This window comes from Actinosynnema sp. NPDC050436 (genome assembly GCF_040655415.1).
In the GTDB taxonomy this organism is placed as follows: Bacteria; Actinomycetota; Actinomycetes; order Mycobacteriales; family Pseudonocardiaceae; genus Actinosynnema.
Map to the genome: position 1 here is coordinate 601296 of NZ_JBFAJV010000001.1, position 20496 is coordinate 621791.

24 protein-coding genes are annotated in these 20496 nt (G+C 70.7%); 8 read left to right on the forward strand and 16 right to left on the reverse strand.

All coding sequences use genetic code 11. The features are described from left to right. Positions 1–27: 27 nt before the first annotated feature. The 3 genes from AB0I60_RS02485 (at position 28) to nrdR (ending at position 4543) form a co-directional block, all read left to right on the forward strand. The gene (locus AB0I60_RS02485; RefSeq protein WP_360725361.1) at positions 28–2874 is read left to right on the forward strand and encodes a ribonucleoside-diphosphate reductase subunit alpha; all 2847 of its coding nucleotides are present in this window, start codon (positions 28–30) and stop codon (positions 2872–2874) included. Next, on the forward strand, positions 2871–3941 hold the full coding sequence (locus AB0I60_RS02490) for a ribonucleotide-diphosphate reductase subunit beta (RefSeq protein ID WP_360725363.1): 1071 nt from the start codon (positions 2871–2873) through the stop codon (positions 3939–3941). The genes AB0I60_RS02485 and AB0I60_RS02490 overlap by 4 nt, the downstream gene beginning before the upstream one ends. Before the next feature lie 116 nt (positions 3942–4057). Continuing rightward, a complete protein-coding gene (gene nrdR / locus AB0I60_RS02495; RefSeq protein WP_360725365.1) occupies positions 4058–4543 on the forward strand; it encodes a transcriptional regulator NrdR in 486 nt (161 codons plus the stop codon). A 15-nt stretch (positions 4544–4558) separates the two neighbouring features. Here nrdR and AB0I60_RS02500 read toward each other — a convergent pair whose 3' ends face one another. The 5 genes from AB0I60_RS02500 to AB0I60_RS02520 form a co-directional block, all read right to left on the reverse strand. Continuing rightward, positions 4559–5308, reverse strand: coding sequence for an aminoglycoside adenylyltransferase family protein (locus AB0I60_RS02500; RefSeq protein WP_360725367.1), 750 nt, complete (start codon positions 5306–5308; stop codon positions 4559–4561). Positions 5309–5434: 126 nt separating this feature from the next. After that, entirely contained in the window at positions 5435–5989 is a 555-nt protein-coding gene (locus AB0I60_RS02505; protein ID WP_360725369.1) for a barstar family protein, read from the reverse strand. Positions 5990–6002: 13 nt separating this feature from the next. Further along, the gene (locus AB0I60_RS02510) at positions 6003–6617 is read right to left on the reverse strand and encodes an AAA family ATPase (RefSeq protein ID WP_360725371.1); all 615 of its coding nucleotides are present in this window, start codon (positions 6615–6617) and stop codon (positions 6003–6005) included. Between the two features lie 8 nt (positions 6618–6625). Next, positions 6626–6988 carry a hypothetical protein gene (locus tag AB0I60_RS02515; RefSeq protein WP_360725373.1) on the reverse strand — a complete coding sequence of 121 codons (363 nt, stop codon included), beginning with the start codon at positions 6986–6988 and terminating at the stop codon, positions 6626–6628. Positions 6989–7036: 48 nt separating this feature from the next. Continuing rightward, positions 7037–7636, reverse strand: a complete 600-nt coding sequence (locus AB0I60_RS02520) for an HSP18 transcriptional regulator (protein WP_360725375.1) — start codon at positions 7634–7636, stop codon at positions 7037–7039. Positions 7637–7738: 102 nt separating this feature from the next. Between AB0I60_RS02520 and AB0I60_RS02525 the strand changes: the two genes are divergently transcribed. Then, the gene (locus tag AB0I60_RS02525) at positions 7739–8182 is read left to right on the forward strand and encodes an Hsp20/alpha crystallin family protein (protein WP_360725746.1); all 444 of its coding nucleotides are present in this window, start codon (positions 7739–7741) and stop codon (positions 8180–8182) included. A gap of 199 nt (positions 8183–8381) precedes the next feature. Next, positions 8382–8810: a DUF6292 family protein gene (locus AB0I60_RS02530; RefSeq protein ID WP_360725377.1), complete on the forward strand. Its 429-nt coding sequence runs from the start codon at positions 8382–8384 to the stop codon at positions 8808–8810. Here the strand turns inward: AB0I60_RS02530 and AB0I60_RS02535 are convergent. The 8 genes from AB0I60_RS02535 to AB0I60_RS02570 form a co-directional block, all read right to left on the reverse strand. After that, positions 8807–10123 carry a tetratricopeptide repeat protein gene (locus tag AB0I60_RS02535; RefSeq protein WP_360725378.1) on the reverse strand — a complete coding sequence of 439 codons (1317 nt, stop codon included), beginning with the start codon at positions 10121–10123 and terminating at the stop codon, positions 8807–8809. The two genes, AB0I60_RS02530 and AB0I60_RS02535, sit on opposite strands and share 4 nt — an antisense overlap. Further along, complete coding sequence (locus AB0I60_RS02540; protein WP_360725380.1) at positions 10120–11358, reverse strand: ATP-binding protein; 1239 nt, start codon at positions 11356–11358, stop codon at positions 10120–10122. Before AB0I60_RS02540 ends, AB0I60_RS02535 begins: the two co-directional genes overlap by 4 nt. Next, the gene (locus tag AB0I60_RS02545) at positions 11355–11786 is read right to left on the reverse strand and encodes a hypothetical protein (RefSeq protein WP_360725382.1); all 432 of its coding nucleotides are present in this window, start codon (positions 11784–11786) and stop codon (positions 11355–11357) included. Before AB0I60_RS02545 ends, AB0I60_RS02540 begins: the two co-directional genes overlap by 4 nt. 114 nt (positions 11787–11900) lie before the next feature. Further along, positions 11901–13181 carry a SpoIIE family protein phosphatase gene (locus AB0I60_RS02550; RefSeq protein ID WP_360725747.1) on the reverse strand — a complete coding sequence of 427 codons (1281 nt, stop codon included), beginning with the start codon at positions 13179–13181 and terminating at the stop codon, positions 11901–11903. Next, positions 13181–13990 (reverse strand): alpha/beta hydrolase, encoded by an 810-nt coding sequence (locus tag AB0I60_RS02555; protein WP_360725384.1) that lies wholly within the window; start codon positions 13988–13990, stop codon positions 13181–13183. The genes AB0I60_RS02550 and AB0I60_RS02555 overlap by 1 nt, the downstream gene beginning before the upstream one ends. Positions 13991–14103: 113 nt before the next feature. Beyond that, a complete protein-coding gene (locus AB0I60_RS02560; RefSeq protein ID WP_360725386.1) occupies positions 14104–14514 on the reverse strand; it encodes an ATP-binding protein in 411 nt (136 codons plus the stop codon). Between the two features lie 118 nt (positions 14515–14632). Then, positions 14633–15277 (reverse strand): transcriptional regulator, encoded by a 645-nt coding sequence (locus tag AB0I60_RS02565; protein WP_360725388.1) that lies wholly within the window; start codon positions 15275–15277, stop codon positions 14633–14635. Further along, positions 15274–15669, reverse strand: a complete 396-nt coding sequence (locus tag AB0I60_RS02570) for a DNA-binding protein (RefSeq protein ID WP_360725390.1) — start codon at positions 15667–15669, stop codon at positions 15274–15276. Before AB0I60_RS02570 ends, AB0I60_RS02565 begins: the two co-directional genes overlap by 4 nt. 59 nt (positions 15670–15728) lie before the next feature. Between AB0I60_RS02570 and AB0I60_RS02575 the strand changes: the two genes are divergently transcribed. The 3 genes from AB0I60_RS02575 to AB0I60_RS02585 all read left to right on the forward strand — a co-directional run bounded on the left by AB0I60_RS02575 (position 15729) and on the right by AB0I60_RS02585 (position 18092). Further along, on the forward strand, positions 15729–16877 hold the full coding sequence (locus AB0I60_RS02575) for a PEP/pyruvate-binding domain-containing protein (RefSeq protein WP_360725392.1): 1149 nt from the start codon (positions 15729–15731) through the stop codon (positions 16875–16877). Between the two features lie 66 nt (positions 16878–16943). Further along, a complete protein-coding gene (locus AB0I60_RS02580) occupies positions 16944–17546 on the forward strand; it encodes a histidine phosphatase family protein (protein ID WP_360725394.1) in 603 nt (200 codons plus the stop codon). 78 nt (positions 17547–17624) lie between these two features. Beyond that, on the forward strand, positions 17625–18092 hold the full coding sequence (locus AB0I60_RS02585) for an RICIN domain-containing protein (protein ID WP_360725396.1): 468 nt from the start codon (positions 17625–17627) through the stop codon (positions 18090–18092). A gap of 55 nt (positions 18093–18147) precedes the next feature. Here AB0I60_RS02585 and AB0I60_RS02590 read toward each other — a convergent pair whose 3' ends face one another. The 3 genes from AB0I60_RS02590 to AB0I60_RS02600 form a co-directional block, all read right to left on the reverse strand. After that, on the reverse strand, positions 18148–18615 hold the full coding sequence (locus AB0I60_RS02590) for an SRPBCC family protein (RefSeq protein ID WP_360725398.1): 468 nt from the start codon (positions 18613–18615) through the stop codon (positions 18148–18150). Positions 18616–18830: 215 nt separating this feature from the next. Then, the gene (locus AB0I60_RS02595) at positions 18831–19040 is read right to left on the reverse strand and encodes a DUF2795 domain-containing protein (protein ID WP_360725400.1); all 210 of its coding nucleotides are present in this window, start codon (positions 19038–19040) and stop codon (positions 18831–18833) included. An 85-nt stretch (positions 19041–19125) separates the two neighbouring features. Beyond that, positions 19126–20442 (reverse strand): MFS transporter, encoded by a 1317-nt coding sequence (locus AB0I60_RS02600; protein WP_360725402.1) that lies wholly within the window; start codon positions 20440–20442, stop codon positions 19126–19128. Positions 20443–20496: the final 54 nt, after the last annotated feature.

Genomic DNA, 20496 nt, shown 5'->3' on the forward strand with positions numbered 1-20496 from the left:
GCCGTCGAGGTTCACGAGGAGAGGGCTGTGTCGACCACAACCACGGCTACCGATGTCGCGCAGGTGCGGGTGATCCGCCGCGGCGGCGACGTCTCGGCGTTCGACGCCGGCAAGATCCAGGTGGCGATGACCAAGGCGTTCCTGGCCGTGGAGGGTGACGTCGCGGCGGCGGCGTCGCACCTGCACCCGCTCGTGGCGGAGTTGACGGCCCAGGTGCAGGCCGCGCTGCTCAAGCACGCGCGCCCGGACACCGCCCTGCACATCGAGCAGATCCAGGACCAGGTGGAACTGGTCCTGATGCGCGGCGGGCACCACAAGGTCGCCCGCGCGTACGTGCTCTACCGCGAGGAGCACGCGAAGGCTCGCGCCGTCGTCCCGGTCATGCCCGAGTTCCAGGTCAAGGGGCCCGACGGGCAGCTGCGCCCGGTGGACTGGGACCGGATCGCGGCCGTGGTCGGCGAGGCGTGCGAAGGGTTGGACGACGTCTCGGCCGAACCGGTGCTCGCCGAGGTGCGCCGCAACCTCTACAACGGCATCTCCGTGGACGAACTGGCCGTCGCGCTGGTGATGTCGGCCCGCACGCTGGTGGAGACCGAGCCGAACTACTCGTTCGTGGCCGCCCGGCTGCTGCTCGACCAGCTCCGCCGCGAGGTGCTGACCAGGGTCGCGGGCCGCCCGGTCGAGGCCACCGGCGAGCAGATGTCCTATGTGGACTACTTCCCGGAGTACGTGCGGCTGGGCATCGAGCTGGACCGGCTGGACCCCGAGCTGGCGTCCTTCGACGTGCCCCGGCTGGCGGCGGCGATCCACGCCGACCGCGACGCCAAGTTCGACTTCCTGGGGATGCAGACCCTCTACGACCGCTACTTCCTGCACGACCACGGCGTCCGCTACGAGCTGCCGCAGGCGTTCTTCATGCGCGTGGCCATGGGGTTGGCGCTGCGCGAGGACGACCGGGAAGCGCGCGCGATCGAGTTCTACGAGCTGCTGTCGTCGTTCGACTTCATGTGCTCCACGCCGACCCTGTTCAACTCGGGCACGACCCGGGCGCAGCTCTCGTCGTGCTTCTTGACCACGGTTGACGACGACCTGGCGAGCATCTTCCAGGGCTACCAGAACAATGCGCTGCTGGCCAAGTTCTCCGGCGGGCTGGGCAACGACTGGACCCCGGTGCGCGGCATGGGCGCGCACATCAAGGGCACCAACGGCCAGTCGCAGGGCGTCGTGCCGTTCCTGAAGATCGCCAACGACACGGCGGTCGCGGTCAACCAGGGCGGCAAGCGCAAGGGCGCGGCGTGCGCGTACCTGGAGACGTGGCACGTCGACGTCGAGGAGTTCCTGGACCTTCGCAAGAACACCGGCGACGACCGGCGGCGCACGCACGACATGAACACCGCCAACTGGGTGCCCGACGAGTTCCTGCGCCGGGTCGAGGCGGACGCCGAGTGGACCCTGTTCTCCCCGGACGAGACGCCCGACCTGCACGACTCCTACGGCCTGGACTTCGCCGCCCGCTACCGCGCTTACGAGCAGGCGGCGGACCGGGGCGAGATCCGGGTGTTCAAGCGGGTCCGGGCGGTCGACCTGTGGCGGCGGATGCTGACCGTGCTGTTCGAGACCGGCCACCCGTGGATCACCTTCAAGGACCCGTGCAACCTGCGCTCGCCGCAGCAGCACGCCGGCGTCGTGCACTCGTCCAACCTGTGCACCGAGATCACCCTGAACACCAGCGCCGACGAGGTCGCGGTGTGCAACCTCGGCTCGGTCAACCTGGCCAACCACGTCACCGCGCGGGGCCTGGACCACGCCCGGTTGGAACGCACCGTGCGCACCGCCGTGCGGATGCTCGACAACGTCATCGACATCAACTTCTACACCATCCCCGAGGCCCGCCGGTCCAACCTGCGCCACCGGCCGATCGGCCTGGGCCTCATGGGCTTCTCCGACGCGCTGTTCACCCAGCGCATCGCATACGCCTCCGCCGAGGCGGTGGAGTTCGCCGACCTCAGCATGGAGGCGATCAGCTACCACGCCCTGTCGGCGTCGGCCGACCTCGCCCGCGAACGCGGCAGCTACGAGTCGTTCGAGGGTTCGCTGTGGAGCCGGGGCATCCTGCCCCTCGACTCCATCGAACTGCTCGCCGAAGCACGCGGCGCGGACGTCGACATGGACCGCTCGTCCACCCTGGACTGGGACGCGCTGCGCGACAAGGTGCGCGGCGGCATCCGCAACTCCAACACGATGGCCATCGCACCCACCGCGACGATCTCCAACATCTGCGGCGTCGGCCAGTCCATCGAACCCCTGTTCCGCAACCTGTTCGTCAAGGCGAACATGTCCGGCGACTTCACCGTCCTCAACCGGCACCTGGTCGCCGACCTGAAGGCGCTGGGCCTGTGGGACGAGGCCATGGTCTCGGACCTGAAGTACTTCGACGGCTCGCTCGCGCCGATCGACCGCGTGCCCGACGACCTCAAGGCGCTCTACGCCACCGCGTTCGAAATCTCCTCGGACTGGCTGGTCGAGGCCGCGTCGCGCCGGCAGAAGTGGATCGACCAGGCGCAGTCGCTCAACCTCTACATCGCCGCGCCCAACGGCCGCAAGCTGGACAACCTCTACCGGCTCGCCTGGCACAAGGGCCTCAAGACCACCTACTACCTGCGCTCGACCGCCGCCACCAGCGTGGAGAAGTCCACCCTGCGCGGCACCGACGGCAAGCTCAACGCCGTCCAGCCGGTCGCCGCCCCACCCGCACCCGCGCCGACCCCGGCCGCACCGCCGGCCGCGAAGCCCCCGGCGTCGATCCCCACCGTGACCTCCGACGACGCACTCGTCTGCTCCATCACCGACCCCGACTGCGAGGCCTGCCAGTGACCACGAACCTCCCCGACACCTCCGGCCTCGGGGCCATCGACCGCGACGGTGGCCGCGTGCACGTCGACGACAAGGCGATGATCAACGCCCGTGCCGACGTCAACCAGCTCCTGCCGCTGAAGTACCACTGGGCGTGGGAGAAGTACCTGGCCGGGTGCGCCAACCACTGGATGCCCACCGAGGTGTCCATGCAGGCCGACATCGCCCTGTGGCGCTCCCCCACCGGGCTCACCGAGGACGAGCGGCACACCATCAAGCGCAACCTGGGGTTCTTCGCCACCTCGGAGTCGTTGGTGGCCAACAACATCGTGCTCGCGGTGTACCGCCACCTCACCAACCCCGAGTGCCGCCAGTACCTGCTGCGCCAGGCGTTCGAGGAGGCCGTGCACACCCACACCTTCCAGTACATCTGCGAGTCGCTCGGCCTGGACGAGGGCGAGCTGTTCAACATGTACCGCGAGGTCCCGTCGATCACCGACAAGGCCGCGTGGGCGCTGAACTACACCCAGCACCTCGAAGACCCCGAGTTCCGCACCGGCACGCCCGAGACCGACCAGGCGTTCCTGCGCGACCTCGTGGCGTTCTACGTCGTGTTCGAGGGGATGTGGTTCTACACCGGCTTCGCGCAGATCCTCTCGTTCGGCCGCCGGAACAAGATGGTCGGCATCGCCGAGCAGTACCAGTACATCCTGCGCGACGAGTCGATCCACCTGAACTTCGGCATCGACTCCATCAACCAGATCAAGATCGAGAACCCGCACCTGTGGGGCGAGGGCTTCCAGGCCGAAGTGCGGCGGATGCTGGCCGAGGCGTGTGAGCTGGAGGTCGCCTACGGCCGCGACACCATGCCCAACGGCCTGCTGGGGCTCAACGCCGACCAGTGCGAGCAGTACATGCACTTCATCACCAACCGCCGCTGCGCGCAGCTCGGCCTCGCCCCGGTCTTCGGCCCCGCCGACAACCCGTTCCCGTGGATGTCGGAGGCGATCGACCTGAAGAAGGAGAAGAACTTCTTCGAGACCCGCGTGACCGAGTACGCCTCGGGTTCGTCCCTCGACTGGGACTGACCCCGCGCCGGGCCCGCTCCCCACCCGGGTGGGGGGCGGGGCCCCCCCGGCGCCCCCGGCCCCCCCCCCGGCGACGATGTCGACCACCGCGCCACGCCGTGGAAAGGTGCCCAGCAGTGCGCTGCCCGTTCTGCCGCCACCCGGACTCCCGCGTGGTCGACTCCCGCGAGGCCGACGACGGCCAGGTCACCCGCCGACGCCGGTCGTGCCCGAACTGCTCCCGCCGGTACACCACCGTCGAAGAGGCCGTGCTCGCGGTGGTCAAGCGCTCCGGCGCGACCGAGCCCTTCAGCCGCGACAAGGTGCTCAACGGCGTGCGCCGCGCGTGCCAGGGCCGCCCGGTGCACGAGGACGCCTTCCACCTGCTGGCCCAACGCGTCGAGGAGTCCATCCGCGCGACCGGCGTCGCGGAGGTGCCCAGCCACGAGGTCGGGCTGGCCATCCTCGGTCCGCTCAGCGAACTGGACGAGGTGGCCTACCTCCGCTTCGCCAGCGTCTACCGCTCCTTCTCGTCGGTCGAGGACTTCGAAGAAGCCATCGCCCGACTCCGAGCCGTCAAAGCCCGCACGGCCGGCAAGGACGCGCCCCCGCCCGGCACGTAGAGCGCCTGGAGTCGGTCAGCCCCTGGTCAAGTCCTCGATGCGGGTCAGCACGGCATCGACGTGCGGGCGCACCTGCGCCTTCAGCTCGTCGGTCCAGGTCTCCTCGGCGTAGCGGCGGGTGAGGTAGAGCTGCCTGGCGCGCGCGAGGACCGGTCGGTGCTCGGGTGCCAACCTCCGGAGCGCCCACTCGGCGGCGGCGTCCTTGGACCTGATCTCCCCGGTGGCGAGGGTGGTCCACACGCGGGCGAGGGTCAGCACCACGTTGCGGGTGTCGCCGGCCAACTCCTCAAGCAGGTCGGGGATGCCCGCCACGCTGCCCCGGACGACATCGGCAGCCGGAACCGGATCGAGCAGCACGGCGGCGGGAGGGCCGTGGAGGGCGTGGTCGGCAGCCAGCACCGAGGAGAGCGCAATCGCCAGGTCCGGCATCGACGCCGGTCGCGGGAGGTGGCCGGACTCGAACTCGTCGCGCATCCACTCGCCGTACTGGAAGTCCGCAGCCGCCGGGTACCGCCAGGGCCGGACCTCCGAGTGCACCACGACGGTCAGTTCCACCGGCCGCGTCCCCGGCCCGGAGATTCCTAGAAGCCCGTCCACGAGCGCCCGGCGCTCGTGGTCGTCGAGGCTGTGCCGGGTGACGACGAGGACGTCCACGTCGCTGGCCGGCTTGAGGCCGCCGAGCACGGCGGAGCCGTGGAGGTAGACGCCGAGGAGCTTCGCGCCGACCGCTCCGTCGACCGCCCGCACGATCGTCGCTGGATCCATCGCGCCAGCATCCGGGAGCACGCCGACCACGCGCATCCCGATTAAGGGCCTCAGGTGGAGACGTAGGCACCAGGAACCGCAGGCCGGGTCCTGGCCGGAACTGAACCGGCCGCTCAGCGAGCGTCTTCAGTAGGGCCAAACCTCCGGGTTCAACCGGACGGTGACGAAGTCTCCTCGTGATTCGACCACCAGGTCCGGATGCTCCACATTCTCAGCCACCTGATGAGGGGACTTCTCGTCCAGGACGAAGTAGAAGTGCAGTGCGATCGCCGGGCGTTCCTGAGCTTCGCCATCCAGATCAACACTCGAATTGGCCCGACCCGCCCCCAAGGAGAGCACGGAGACAAGGGTGGGCAAACGATCCCAGTCCACCAGGGCGTCGGCACCGAGGATGAGGCCGGCCACCCCGAACCCGCCCGTGATGTCGACAGGAAGATCATCGAGACAATCCACCACAGCGTCCCAGTTCCAGCCGAAGTAACCTGGGAACTCGAGTTTCCGGAAGAGTTCCCGGAAGACCGTTCCACAGTCCGGAGGATCATCGAACCGCAGTTCGACAACTCGCCCGCCCGCAGCCTCCACCTCCTCCAACTGCGCCCGGACAGCCCGATCCACCCCGCGCCCAAAGATCACCCATGGCGCGGACTGGCTTGTCAGGTCGAACGAAGCCAACTCATCCACCGTTCGTAGAGTTTCACCAGGCCAACGGAGTTCTACCGGATTGTCTGCGCAGCACGGCAGCGGCCAGCTCGGCAGGCGTGCCCGTGGTGCTGTCGACGGTCATGTCGTAGGCCGTCCCGTGGTCGTGAACCATGCTGTAGTGGCCTCGTGCGAGCCCGTTCGGGTTGCGTCGGCCGCGTTCACGCTCTTCTGCCACCGCAAGCGGGCACGTGACGGACACCAGCAGCACCTCCAAGCCCGCCAACGCCTCCATCCACGTCGACAGCAGATCCGGCGTCAGCAGCATCTCGTCGACGACCAGGTCGTCGCCGCCGTGGGCGAACGCCGATGCTGCGGTCTGGGCGGCCTTCAGCATCCGACGACCCACCTCGCCGTAACGGACGACCACCGACGGGTGCCCGTCCGCGTCGCGGCCGGTCCGGTCGTACCAGAAGCCCTCACGGCTGAGCGGACCGTCGCGTCCGCCACCCCAGTTCGGCGGCACCAGGCTGAACAGCGTGTCGATGCCCCAATAGACGACCGGGGTGTCGCTCTCGTCCTGGATCGCCCGCGCCAAGGTCGTCTTGCCCGCACTCGACGTCCCGTTGAGGAGGATCACCCGGCCGGCACGGCTACCCGATCTGCCCATCACTCCCACTACCAGAGGGTGGACGGTCCGGCCACGACCCAGCCGCCGTCGACCGGTTTGACCCAGAAACCCAGTGACACTTCGATCACCCTCCCACCCCAGGTGAGTTCGACGTAGCAGTGGCTGCCGGTGGGACCCCAGGCGAAAGCCCCGAGGTCGAGTTCCCGGAGCCACGAAAGGTCGTCGCCGACCTCGCCGTCGACGCCCGCTCCCACGGAGCCGGCCCACAGCGCCTTGAGCACGTGCGGGACCGAGGCGTGCTCGACAAGCCGCCCGGCCTCGGCCACGTTCCCGGCGCGGAAGAGGGCGAAGTAACGACGGACCACCTCTTCGACGTCACCCACGGCAGGGCGCTCCGTCCAGATCTGCACCGTCGAACTGTAGAGGTCGCCGTCAGGCCAAGTGATCGTGAAAGGCGGTCAGGGGGTGCGACGTCTCCGGTTGGCACCAGCCTGGCGGCGCAGGTGGTCGGTGTGGTCGGTGATGGCACCGATCTGGTCGGCCAGGTCACCGTGGTCGCAGGCGAGGTGGGGCCGGGCGGCGGCCAGCGGGGGCAGCAGGGTGGCGGGGTCGCTGTCGGCCAGGGCCTTGTCGACCTCGTCGGCGTGGGCGCGCGCGGTGGTGCCCAGGTCGTCCAAGTCGCTGACGCGGCCGGCCAGCCGGCGCAGGACGCCGGCGTTGTGACGGGCCCACTCGGCGACCGCGCGGTCGCCCGCCCGCCGGTCGCGCTGGGCGTCCACGCGGGCCTCGCCGGTGGTCTCGCCGGTGCCGGTGGGTTGGAGGCGCAGGTACCGGCGTTCGGCGGCCTGCCTGCTGGCCACGCCGAGCGCCGGGGCGAGTGCCGCCCAACTGGTGCCGTCCAACCGTGCTGCGGAGATCAGCTCGGGCTCCCAGGCGGCGAGGGTGTCGCGCAGCAGCCGCAGGGTCTCCAGGGCCGCCAGCACCTCGGTCGGCGTTCCCCGTCGGGCATCGGCCACCGCAGCGGCGACCGCGCGCATCCCGCTCACCGGATCATCCATGTCATCCCCTCGACGACCAACCACTTGTCATCCTCTGGACGACATGCTACAACAGTGGGGCGTGTTGACGAGACCCCGATCCACGAGGAGGAGGCACCACCGATGTTGATGCGCACCGACCCGTTCCGCGATCTGGACCGCCTGACCCAGCAGTTGCTCGGGACGGTGGCGGGGACCTGGTCGAAGCCCGCCGCCATGCCCATGGACGCCTACCGCGCGGGTGACGAGTTCGTGGTCTGCTTCGACCTGCCCGGCATCGACCCGGACGCCATCGAGCTGGACGTCGAGCGCAACGTGCTGACCGTGAAGGCCGAGCGCCGTCCCCTGCCGTCCGCCGAGCAGGTGCAGGTGCAGGTGTCCGAACGCCCGCTCGGGGTGTTCTCCCGGCAGTTGTTCCTGGGCGACAACCTGGACACCGACCACATCACGGCCGACTACGAGGCCGGCGTGCTGACGCTGCGCATCCCGGTCGCGGAGAAGGCCAAGCCCCGGCGCATCGCCGTGGCGAGCCCACCGCGCGACCAGCGCAAGGAGATCAACAGCTGAGGTGGCCGTCCGGCCGACCCCCGCCGCGTCGACCCCGCAGCGCCGAATCCCGCAGCGCCGACATCGGCAGCGCGGGTCGACGCCCGGACCCCCTCCCCCGGTACCGGGAGCGGTGGCCACCGCCGCCGCTCCCGGCGATCCCCCGCACCCCGGGACGGGCGCACCGCGTCCTCCCGCACTCCCCGGAAGGCATCCACCGGTGACCGTCGCCCTCGCCCCGCCCACCGACCAGCACGCGGCCGTCCACGCCCTGCACCGCTACGTCGGCGACGTCGCCGCCGCACTCGGGGTGGGCCTGGAGAGCTGCACGGTCGACCAGGACTCGCCGGTCTCGGCCTACCTCGCCCTGGACACCCGGCTGCCCACCCACCCGCACCGCGACCTGGCCCTGCTCTGGCACGAGGAGCACGGCTGGTCGGCGGCGATCGAGACGCACTCCGGCGAAGACCTGCTCGTCGTCGACCACCTCGGCGGACCCGACGTCCTACCGCCGCCGCACCGCGTGGCGCGCTTCGTGCAGGACCTGCGGACCGCAGGCCCCCGCCGCACCGAACCACCGCGCCTGCGCACCAGGGGCACCCACGCCGACCTGGCGCGACTCCTGCACCGGTACGCCGAAGTGGCCTAACCCGTCGGGCGCTGCGGTGTCGACGCCGCGACCCGGCGTGCCGGTCGCGGGTCCGGGCCACCGAAGTCGACCACCCGGTCCCAGACCCAGTCGGCCATCGACTCGGCGACGGGCTCGTCGGGTCGCCCGGGTCGGCGCGTGACCACCGCCCCGAACGCGACGACGACCAGGTACGCCCCGGCGTCGTCGGTCATCACCTGCTCCCCCACCTCGTTCTCCGGCCAGTCGGGGTGCCCCTCCGGGTCGGCCTCGATCTCGGTGCACAGGGCGATGATCTCGGTCGCCGACATCAGGCGGAACGGCTCGGCCAGGCCCCAGACGCTGCCGGAGCCGGGCTGCTGGCCGTCGCGCCAGACCACCAGGTCCTCAGCGACGGCGGAGCCGAGCTTGTCGCTGTCGGGCACGTCGGCGAGCGAAACACCCGGGCGCAGCGCGGCACGCAGGTCGGCGGGCATCACGTCGTCCAACGCCGCCAGCGCGGACACCAGGTCGGTGCCGAGCATCCGGTCACGCAGTTGGCGCCACCCCAGCTCGATCACCCCGGTGCGGCGGATGTCCTCCATCGTGATGTCCTTGGCGTGGGCGTTCTCGACGATCCGCAGCATCGTCCGAGCCGTGCCCACCAGCCCGTGCAGCAGTTCTTCCGTCGGGTTCTCGCGCAGCAGTCGCAGACCGAGCTGTTCGGCGTCGGCGAACCGGTACTGCACCAGGTAGGACCAGCCGAGCATCACGGCGACCCAGTGGTTGGCCGCATCGGCCCGGATGGCGTCCTCGGCCGTGGGGACGAACCGGTCGGGCGGCGCGAAGGTCCCCAGCAGGTGCGCCGCGCGCTTGCCGAGCGCGGTGGGGAGTTCGTCCGGGGCCGTCCGGGAGCACAGTGCCACCGCGTCGTCGAGTTGGCGCCACCCGTCCTCGTGCTCCCCGCAGAGCGCTTGGGCGAAGCCCAGCTCCATCCAGTCGTCCCACTCGTCGTGCTCCTCGCCCAGCACGGTGCGCGCCCAGTGCAGCGCTTCGGGGTGATCGTGCTCGGCCAACGCCAGGTGCCGGAGGGCCCGGGCCGCGTTGACGAACTGGTGGTCGCGGCGACCGGCCACCTGGAGGTAGAGGCGCCGGGCCTCACCGGTCTCGCCGCAAACCTCGCGGTGGTTGGCGAGCAGCAGCGACACGCTGCTGCGCTCCGGCTGCGCCGCGAGCACCTGCAACGCCAACTCGGCCACCTTGGGGTGCGTCGGCTGCGCTTCGAACAGCTCCCAGGCCAGGTCCAGGGTCCGCTCCACGGCGTCGTCGGCGGTCGCGCGGCCGGCGTGGCTCACCGCATCCCCCGCTTGACCCGGTACGTCCGGAGCTGGTCGAAGGTGCCGTCGTCGACCCCGTACTCCAGCACCGGTGCCACCTGGTCGAACCAGGACGTCGTGGACGGGACGATGCCGCCGACAGCGGCCAGCACCGCGTCCGTGGTCACCGGCACCAGCGCACCGCTGCTCATAGACTCGACCATGGCCTGTTGCAGCACGGTGGTCGTCAGGTGCGCGAGGTCGGCACCGGAGAACCCCTCCGTGGCCACCGCGACGGCGACCACGTCCACCCCGTCAGCGGGCTTGCCCGCCAACGCGCCCTGGACGATGGCCGCCCTGGCGACCGCGTCCGGCGGCAGCACCAGCACCGTCTTGTCGATCCGGCCCGGTCGGCGCAGCGCGGAGTCGATGTCCCACGGCCGGTTCGTGGCGGCCAGGAAGTAGACCCCGTCGTTCACGCCGGCCACGCCGTCCAGCTCCTCCAGCAACTGCGTGACGAGCATCCGCATCGCCTGCGAGCCGCCGCCACCGGAGGTCCGCCGTCCGCCGAGGGCGTCGAACTCGTCGAAGAAGATCACGCACGGCGCTGCCGCGCGGGCGTTGCGGAACACGCTCTGGATCGCCTTCTCGCTCTCCCCGATCCACTTGCCGAGCAGGTCGGCGAGGGTCACGTGGAGGAAGGACGCTCCGAGGTCGCCGGCGATCGCGCGGGCGATGAACGTCTTGCCGCAGCCGGGTGGTCCGTACATCAGCAGGGACCCGCCCGGCTTCTGCCCGAACGCCGCCGCCAGCTCGGGGTTGCGCAGCGGAGCCAGGAACGCGGTGTCCAGGTGCCGCTTGACCTCGGCCAGGCCCGCGACGTCGGCCAGCGTCACCGCCGGGCGTTCGGTGTCCCACAGCGACGCCGCAGCACCGCCGTCCTGACGGTCCTCGGAGGACGGAGCGGGAATCGGCCCGCTCCTTCCCGACCGTGCTGTCGGGGCGGACGACGCGGCCGGGGGCGTGGTCTCGGCGGGCGGCAGCGGGTTCGACGTGCGCAAGCGCGCCGCCATCAATCGGGCGCGCAGCAGGCGCACCCGCGCCGGGTCACCACCGAGGGCCTCGAACGCCCCCAGTTCGGCGGCGGCGCGCTCCGGGTCCTGCCCCAGCAGCAGCGTGACGAAGTCCTCGCGCAGAGCCAGGTTGCCGGGGTCGGCCTCCACCTCGCGCGCGATCACCTCGACGAAGCCGTCCCCCTGGTCGGCACCGCTCACCGCCCGGCTCCTTCGACCCAGCCCTTGAGCAGGGCCAGGTTCGCCAGCGGGATGTGGTGACCGAGCCGAGGGTGGTCCAGCGTCACACCGAACACGCCGGCCGCGCTGAACGAGGCGACGTAGTCGATCGCAGCGGGCGTCGGCACGCTGAACAACGGTGCCGCGTCGGCCAGCCCGAGGGTGCGTGCGGCTTCACCCGCCCGTGCGGCGCTGCTGTAGAGGCAGATCATCGGTCCCTGCTCGGCGGCCACGGCATAGGGGCGGGGCTGGTCGGCCGAGCCCCGCGCGAGGAAGAACCAGCGCTCCAGCGCGGTCGTCTGCCGCCACAGCGCGATCTGCGCCGCCAGGTCTCCTGCGGGCGCTGCTCTGACCGCCGCGTCGAGGCGGTCGATCTCGGCGACTGCCTCTGGGGTGTTGTCTCCGGTCATTCGGCTTTCTCTCGACTCGGCTGTCCACAGTGGCGGTTGCGACCCGGGACGGCGGGGTCGTCAGTGCGGAGCCGGACAGGGTTGTTCTCGACAGTCGATCTCGCGGCCACCACGCTAGTCGAGCGGTGGACCGGTCGTGTCGGTCGTTCGCACCACACCGCCGTGGTCGCGGGACGCGGGGATGCTCAGGGCGAGCAGCGCCGTGTCGTCCTCCACACCGTCGCCGAAACCGGTGAGCAGCGCCGTCAACGCGTCGATGACCTCGGACGCGGTGCCCGCCCGCGACTCCGCGAGGAAGTCGAGCAGCTCCTCCTCGCTGTAGCGCTCGCCGCCGGTGCCGGCCGGGCGGGCTTCGGTGAGGCCGTCGCTGTAGAGCAGCAGGGTGTCGCCCGCCGCGAGGCGCACCGAGACCTCGGTGAACTTCGCGCCGGGGACGGCACCGACGAGCATCCCGCCCTCGGTGTGCAGGAACTCCGCCGCACCGTCGGCGCGGATCACGACCGCCGGCGGGTGCCCGCCGCTGACCAGGGTGATCGCGCAACCCGTGTGGTCGGGGACGAGCGAGCCGTAGATGACCGTGCAGAAGCGGGTGCCGCCGCCGCTGTACTGCTGGAGCAGCACCGTGTTCAGGTTGTCCAGCACCCCGACCGGTTCGGCGTCGTACACCGAGGCGGCGCGGAGGGTGTACCGCGCCAGCGACGTCACCACGGCGGCCTCCGCGCCCTTGCCGGAGACGTCACCGAGGAAGAAGCCCCAGGTGTCACCGGTGAGGGGGAACAGGTCGTAGAAGTCGCCACCCACCTCGTCGACCGAGGCCGGGTGGTAGTAGGCGGCCACCTCCATCCCCGGCACGGTCATCAGCACGGGCGGCAACAGGGTCCGTTGCAGCGTGGACGCGAGCCGCCGCGCCCGGTCACGTCCGGCATCGGACTCCCGGCGTGCGCGCAACAACTCGCGTTCGTACGCGCGGCGGTCGCGGGCGTCGAAGATCGTGGTGCGGATCAGCTGCGCGGCACCGTCGTCGCCCTTCTTCACCTTCGACGTCACCAGCACCGGCAGCCGCGTCCCGCCGGCGGCCTTCAGCTCCAGCGCGAGACCGCCGGCCTCGCCGTGCATCGCCAGCATCGGCCCGATGTGGGTCTCGTAGTAGATCCGGCCGCCGACCGTCAGCAGGTCGCCGAAGCTCCGCCTGCCGACCAGCTCGTCACGCCGCAGCCCCAGCCAGCCGAGCAGGGTCCCGTTGACCTTGGCGATGGTGCCGTCCATCAACGTGGAGAGGTAGCCGCACGGGGCGTTCTCGTACAGGTCTTCGACGCTGTCCTCCAGCAGGGCGGAGAACGACGCGCCGACGCCGTTGTCGTCGTCGGCGCCCCTCGCGTCCTCCACCCCGGACATCATCGGGCGCCGGCGAACGCCAGGATCGCCGCAGCGGTCGCTTCGGGAGCGCTCAGCTGAGGGCAGTGCCCCGTCGCGTCCAGCGTCACCAGCTCGCTGCCGGCGATCCGGTCGTGGACGAACCGGCCGACCTCCTGCGACGCGATGGCGTCCTGCGCGGTCTGGACCACGAGCGTCGGCACGGAGACCTCCGGCAGGTCCGCGCGGTTGTCGGACAGGAACGTCGCCTCGGCGAACACCCGGGCGACCTCCGGGTCGGTGCGGCAGAAGCTCTCGGTCAGCTCGCCGCCCAGTTCGGGGCGGTCCGGGTTGCCCATGATCACCGGCGCCATCGTCGCCGACCAGCCGAGGTAGTTCGAGTCGAGCGACTCCAGCAGCTCATCGATGTCGGCGCGGCTGAACCCGCCCCGGTAGTCCCCGTCGTCCAGGTAGCACGGGGACGGCGTCAGGAGCACCAGCTTCGCGAACCGGTCCGGCTCGCGGTTCGCCGCCAGCACCGCGATCATCGCCGACACCGAGTGCCCGACCAGCACGACGTCCCGCAGGTCCAGCTCCGCGCAGATCTCCAGCACGTCCTCGGCGTAGGCGTCCAGCGCCGAGTACCGCTGCGCCGACCACGTCGACGCGTCCGACCGACCGCACCCGACGTGGTCGAACAGCACGACCCGGAACCGCTCGGCCAGCGCCGGCACGACCAGCCGCCACAGGTGCTGGTCACAGCCGAAGCCGTGCGCGAGCAGCAGGGTCGGCTCGTTCCGGTGGCCGAGCACGGTCACGTTGTTCCTGGCGGTCACGTCCACCGTGCACATCTTGCCGGCGGTTCCGCTCCCGGCAAGTGAGCCCCGCCCTCCCACACGGTGGCGCATCGTCCGCACCCACCGCTGCGACCTGGCCTTTCCAGGTCTATCCGTCATCGGGACCGTCAATTCGACACGGGGCAGCTCACGTCGGCCCACACGACCTTGCCGGTCGCGGTCGCGTCGAAGCCCCAGGAGAGGGCGAGCTGGTCCACGAGCACCAGACCACGTCCCCGTTCCCCGCCCAGCCGCGAGACGCCCACCTGCGGGAGGTTCGCCCGGTCCCCGTCCTCGACCTCGATGTGCATCACCGACGACACCGAGCACAACCGGATGGCGATCGGCGGGTGCCCGTGGTCGTAGGCGTTGCTCACGAGTTCCGTCACCAGCAGCTCGGCGTCCTCCACGCACTCGTCCTCCAGGTGCGCCATGGCACCTCGGACCGACTGCCGCAGCTCGCGCAGGGGAGGCGTCTCGGCCCCGGTCAGGCTGACGTCCAACACCACCTCGCCGCGCTCGTGGGAAGAGCCGACCATGAGTCCCTCCAGAGCATCGTCGCGCAGGCGCGGTCCTCTACGGGTACCCGAGCACGGCCGTCCGACACGCACGACTGGCTCCCTGGTGCCCGTGCCGGCGGTGTCCTCCCCCACTCCGCTACGGGACGGTGCTCTCCGTGCCGCGATCGACACCGAGCGTGGCGATCAGGTCTTCGTGGAGTTGGAACCACACCCGGTGGCAGGAGTCGATGTTCGTCCTGTCCACCCAACCGCGGTCTCCCTCCCGCGCCCGGCGGAGGGCCGCCGCGAAGCGGGTGTCGTAGCCGTCGAACCTCGTCAACACCCCGGTGAGGCGACCGCAGAGGGGAGGGAGTTCGTCGTCGAGGGCGGCGAGTTCCGCCAGGATGCGCCCATCCCAGGTCGTGTCGACGTGGTCGTTGGGTGCGAACCGTTCCTCGGCGGTCGGCCTGATCTGCCAGTCGGTGACGGCGCGGAGCAGCCGGGCGTTGAGCGGGAGGAAGTCGCGGTGGACGGCCGCGATCCGGTTCTCCGGGTCGGCACTGCCGCGTTCGACCGCGAGTCGGCGCTCGTTCTCGGCCTTGCCCGCGTCGGTGAGCGACCAGCCGCCCAGGTCGGCGAACTCGACGTGCTGCACCCAGCCCTCGCGTTCCGCTCCGCGCAGGACGCGCAGAGCCTCGTCCAGGTCGGTTCGGGCGCGCGCGGCGATTTCGGCGCTGTTCGCGAAGCCCAGGAGCCGTACCGCGTGCAGGACGAGCAGCTCCGGCGTCGATCGGCGGGTCATGACTGCTTGTCCTGCCTGGCGCTGAGGCGGGTGACGTACTGCTGGCACGCCTGCGGGGAGTGGAAGCCCATCGCGTCCGCGATCTGCGCCCAGGTCAGGCCCTCGCTCCGGGCCGTGAAGAGCAGCCCGACCTCCACGCCCTCGACCTCCGCCCGCGCCGCCGGCAGCAGCGCAAGGGCGCTGAGCAGTTCGTCGCGGTCGAGGTCCGCCGACCGCCAGAGCGCGTACTGCGTCAGGTCCAGCGCCGTCGGTGGGACCGGATCAGGCCGCCACGGACGCCGCTCCAGCCGGTCGGCGCCCAGCGCCATGAGCCGGTCCCGGGCATCGCGCTCGCGTTGGCCCTTCGCCTGGTCGGCGCTCCCGGCTCGGTCCAGGTCGTGCTTGCGCTCCATGCCACCCACCCTGCTACCTTCAACATAATGTTGTCAATGTTTTGTTGATGGACGGTGTGATGCTGACGAGGCTTTCCGACGCGACCCGCTCGACCTGCGGAGGCAAGGCGGCAACGCTGGGCGTGCTGCGTCGCCACGGCGTCCCGGTGCCTGACGGCTTCGTCGTGCCCGTCGGCGAACAGCACACCGACTCCGGGCAGGCACTCCGCACGGCCGTGGCGCGGGAACTCCACCGGCTGGGTGATCCGGTGGTGGCGGTCCGTTCGTCCGCAGCCAACGAGGACACGGCGGGTGCTTCTGCGGCGGGCCAGTACGAGAGCGTCATCGGCGTTCGGGGAGCACGTGACGTGTGCGAGGCGATCTCGGTGTGCCGGGCGTCCGCCCGCGCCCCGCGAGTGGCCGACTACCGGAAACGGACCGGTGGCAGCCCGCACTCCGCTGCCGGCATGGCCGTTCTCGTGCAGCGCGTGATCCAGGCGCAGGTGTCGGGCGTTCTGTTCACGCCCTGGCAGCCAGGCGATCCGACCCGCATCGAGGCGTCCTGGGGCCTGGGGATCGCCATCGTGAGCGGAACCGTCACCCCCGACCGTTATGAGGTCGCACCGGACGGGTCCATCGGGTGCACGATCGGCAGGAAGGAGCTCCGTGCCGACCCGGGCCACTCCGGCGTCGTCACGAGCGTTGTCGCACAACGGACTCGGACCGCACGAACCCTGGACGACGACACGACAACGGCCCTGGCGAACCTGGGACACCGGATCGCCGCCGTGCTCGACGGCCCGCAGGACATCGAATGGGCCGTTGTGGACGGTGAGGTGTGGATCGTGCAATCGCGCCCGATCACCGCTGCACTCCCCGCGATCCCCGCTCCCGAGGCGGCCACGTCCTCCCCGGCGTTGAGGGGAACACCGGGTTCCCACGGGGCCGTCACCGCACCCGCGCGAATCGTGCGCGGCCCGTCGGGCTTCCGCGCTGTCCGCCCCGGTGAGGTCGTGGTCTGCCGGTACACCGACCCCGCGTGGACACCGCTGTTCACCATCGTCTCCGGGGTCGTGACCGAGACCGGCGGTTCCCTCTCCCACGCCGCGATCGTGGCCCGGGAGTACGGGATCCCCGCCGTGCTGGGCGTCGCGGACGCCACGACCCGCATCCGGACCGGTGACCGGATCGCCCTCGACGGCACAGCCGGAACCGTCACCGTCCTCTGATCCCCCACCACGCCGAGGAAGGAGACCGGGAGGTCCGCACGCGCTGTGCACCCTCCCGATGCGCTCATGGCAACCAGGCACCTCTACATCGCCCGGCACGGCGACGCCGACGCGTTCGGCACCTTGACCGACACCGGCCGCGAGCAGGCCCGACTCCTGGGCAAGCGCCTGGCGCACCTCCCCATCACCGCCGTCTGGCACTCGCCACTGCCAAGGGCAGCCGACAGCGCGCGGCAGCTCAACATCCTCCTCAGCGGGAGCGCACCCGTGGCCGAGGCCCCGGAACTGATCGACCACGTGCCCTACGTGCCGCCCGTCGCAGAGATCCCGCAACCGTGGAAACCGTTCTTCGACGGCTACGACCCCGAGGAAGCCGCTGCCGGGAACAAGATCGCGCAAGCACTCACCGCGCGGTTCGCCACCGCACCCGAAGGCGACATGGACGTGCACGAGGTGCTCATCACCCACGCGTACCCCATCGCCTGGCTGATCCGCGACGCCCTCCAGTCCCCGCCCATCCGGTGGCTCGGCCTCGACAGCGCCAACGCCGCGCTCACCGTCATCGAGCACCGGCCCGGGACGCCGCCCACCATCGTCATGGTCAACGACCTGAGCCACCTGCGCCCCGACCTCCGCTGGACCGGCTTCCCCCCGACCACACGCCCCTGACCGCGCGTCACCACGACTTCACCACCGAGCGCAGCAACGACGCCCGTCCGTGGCACCGCGAGATGGGTCAATGGACCCATGCGCCGACTTCTGCTCTCCTTGACCGCCCTGCTCCTCGTCGCACCGGCCGCGCACGCAGCCGACGACCCGTTCGACTACCTGGAAATCAGGAGCGTGGGCAAGCCCGCCTCGGTGCTCACGGCGGACCCGGGCGGCCTGGTCACGCTGCGCCCCGGGAACGGCGCACCCGGTCAGCAGTGGCGGATCTTCCCCGCGGACACCGACCCGTACGTCACGGTGCTGGTCAAACCGGCGGTCGACTGCCTGACGGGCTACGAGCCCCAGGACGTCCGGATGCTCCGCTGCATCGGCGCGCAATCCCAGACCTGGGCGAAACGCGTCCGGCCGGAAGGCTCGTTCGCGCTGGAGAACAGCGTCCACCCCGACACGTGCCTGACGGCGATGCGCCCGGCCGCCCGGGTCGAGCTCACCCCGTGCAACGGCACACCCGACCAGCTCTGGATCGCCAAGCCCGTGAACCGCTGACACGACCGGAGGCCGCCACGTCGAACGCGGCGGCCTCCGGTGGTCACGTCAGCCGTCAGTGCTGACCGGGGCGGGCGACGTCGCCGCGCCACGCACCGGTCTCCTGCCCGTCGCGGTGCTCGATGAAAGTCTTGAACCGCTGCATGTCGCCCTTGACCTTGCGGTCCAGGATGCCCAGCTTGTCGGCGACGTTCTCGACGAAACCGTCGGGGTCGATGTCCATCTGCGCGGTCACCCGCGTGGTGGTGTCGTCGATGCGGTGGAACGTGATCACACCCGCGTGCGTGGGCCCGGAGTCGGAGGTCCACGCGACCCGCTCGTCCGGGTGCTGCTCGGTGATCGTCGCGTCGAACTCCTTCGTCACCCCGGCGACGGAGATCTTCCAGTGCGTGTGGGTGTCGTCGATCTGCCGGATCTCCTCCACCCCGTCCATGAACCGGGGGAAGGACTCGAACTGGGTCCACTGGTTGTAGACGGTGGAGACGGTGGCCTTCACGTCGACGGACTCGGTAATGGTGCTCATCGAACAGAACTCCCGTTCATGTCGGACGTTGAGGGCGTTCGGGGCCGGTGGCCATCCACCGGATGTTCGACCCCGACGTACTCAGGCATACCCCCTGCCGTTGCCACGAAACGGCGATCACTGCACGCCACCCGATCAGGCAGCGACAATCACCTTCCTCGGTGAACGAGGGCGGGCAAGCAGCAGACCGTCACCACGGCGCACGCCTTCCGACGTCAGGCGTCCCGCTCCTCGTCCACCGGCACGGATCGGACCACCTCGTCAAAGGACTCGTAGACGCCTTCGGGGATGGAACGCAGTGCGTGGACGGTGTCCTCATCGGCGTTGTTGCGCGACGCGTGGTCGGCCAACTGCTCCTTAGCGGCCGGATACCCGACATCGCCCAGAGCGGTGCGCAGCCGGTCTGTCGTGGTCGTACTGTGCATAGCCGTTCCTCTCAGGTAGAAGAGCCTGCCCACGACATACCCCTGTGCCGCCGCCCCAATCGCGCCACCGGCGGCCACGCCCGTTTCACAGGCCCATTCGCACGCGAGGACGCACCTTCCGCCGCGTTCGCCCTCCGGGCCGGGCCGGCGTGGGACGGCCGGAAGGGGTCGGGTGGCCGGGCGCGCGCACCGTCCGTCGACGGCGGAGCACCCGGTGCGCCAGTACCGTCCGCACGTGCGGCGACGCGGAGAACACCACGGCGGCGAACACGGTGGCGATCAGGGTCAGAGTTCCCGCCAGCACCAGCGTTTCGGGGGCCCCGAGGCGTTCGCACAACCACCCCAGCAGCGGCGCACCGACCGCACCCGCCGCCGCGCCGACCGAGTTGTTGACCGCCACCAGGCGACCGCGCATCCCGTCGGCGTTGTCCAGTTGCAGACGGGTGCTCATCGTCGTGTCGATCACCACGGCGCCCGCCGCGATCGGCACCAGCACCAACGCGAACCCCAGCGCACCCGGCACCAGACCACTCGCGGCCTGCAAGACGCTCGTCACGGCGGCCACCACCAGCAGCAGCCGCACGCTCAACGTGCGCCGCGCCGACGCCGCGAGCCCACCCAGCACGGTGCCCACCGCGAACACCGTGGACAGCACTCCGTAGCCCGACGCGCTGTCGCTCATCGCCGCCATCGTGACCTGGTAGTTGCGGCCCAGGCTGGACAGCACGAACCCCAGCGCGAAGAGCAGCAGCAGCCGCCCGGAACCGCCGATGTAGCGCAGGCCCGCCCGCACACCCGCCTGCTCACGCGGACTGCCGGCCAACGGGTGCAGCTCACCACGCCGGATGGTGAGCACGGCCGCGATGACGGCCACGAAGCTCACCGCGTTGATCAGGAACAACACCGGCGCACCCAGCACCGCAGCGAGCACTGCGGCGCTGCTCATGCCGAGGATGCGGCCGGTCGAGCTGAGCACGGAACCGAGCGCGAGCGCGTTGCCCAGGTCCTCCCGGGGCACGACCTGGCTCCCGAACCGCGCCAGCGCCGGCCCGTCGAACACCGACACCAGCCCGGCGGCGGCGGTCAACGCGAAGATCACCTGCATCGGCTCCCGCCACCACACCGCGAGGGCGAGCGCGACGGCCAGCAGGACGTGCAACGCCTGGCACGCCACGATCACCCGGAGCACCGGCACCCGGTCGGCGAGCGCACCCGCCCACGGACCGAGCAGAACTGCGGGCAGCGTGCCGACGAGCACGGAGAGCCCGACGGAGGCGGCGGAGCCGGTGCGCTCCATCACCACCCAGTTGAGGCCGATCAACTGCATCCACGAACCGGTCACCGACACGAGGTCGGCGAAAGCCCAGCGACGGAAGTTTCGGCCGCGCAGCGCGCGGAACATCAAGAACTCCAAGGAAACGAATCCGGGGCCGATGGCCCTCCGGGTGAACCCCGT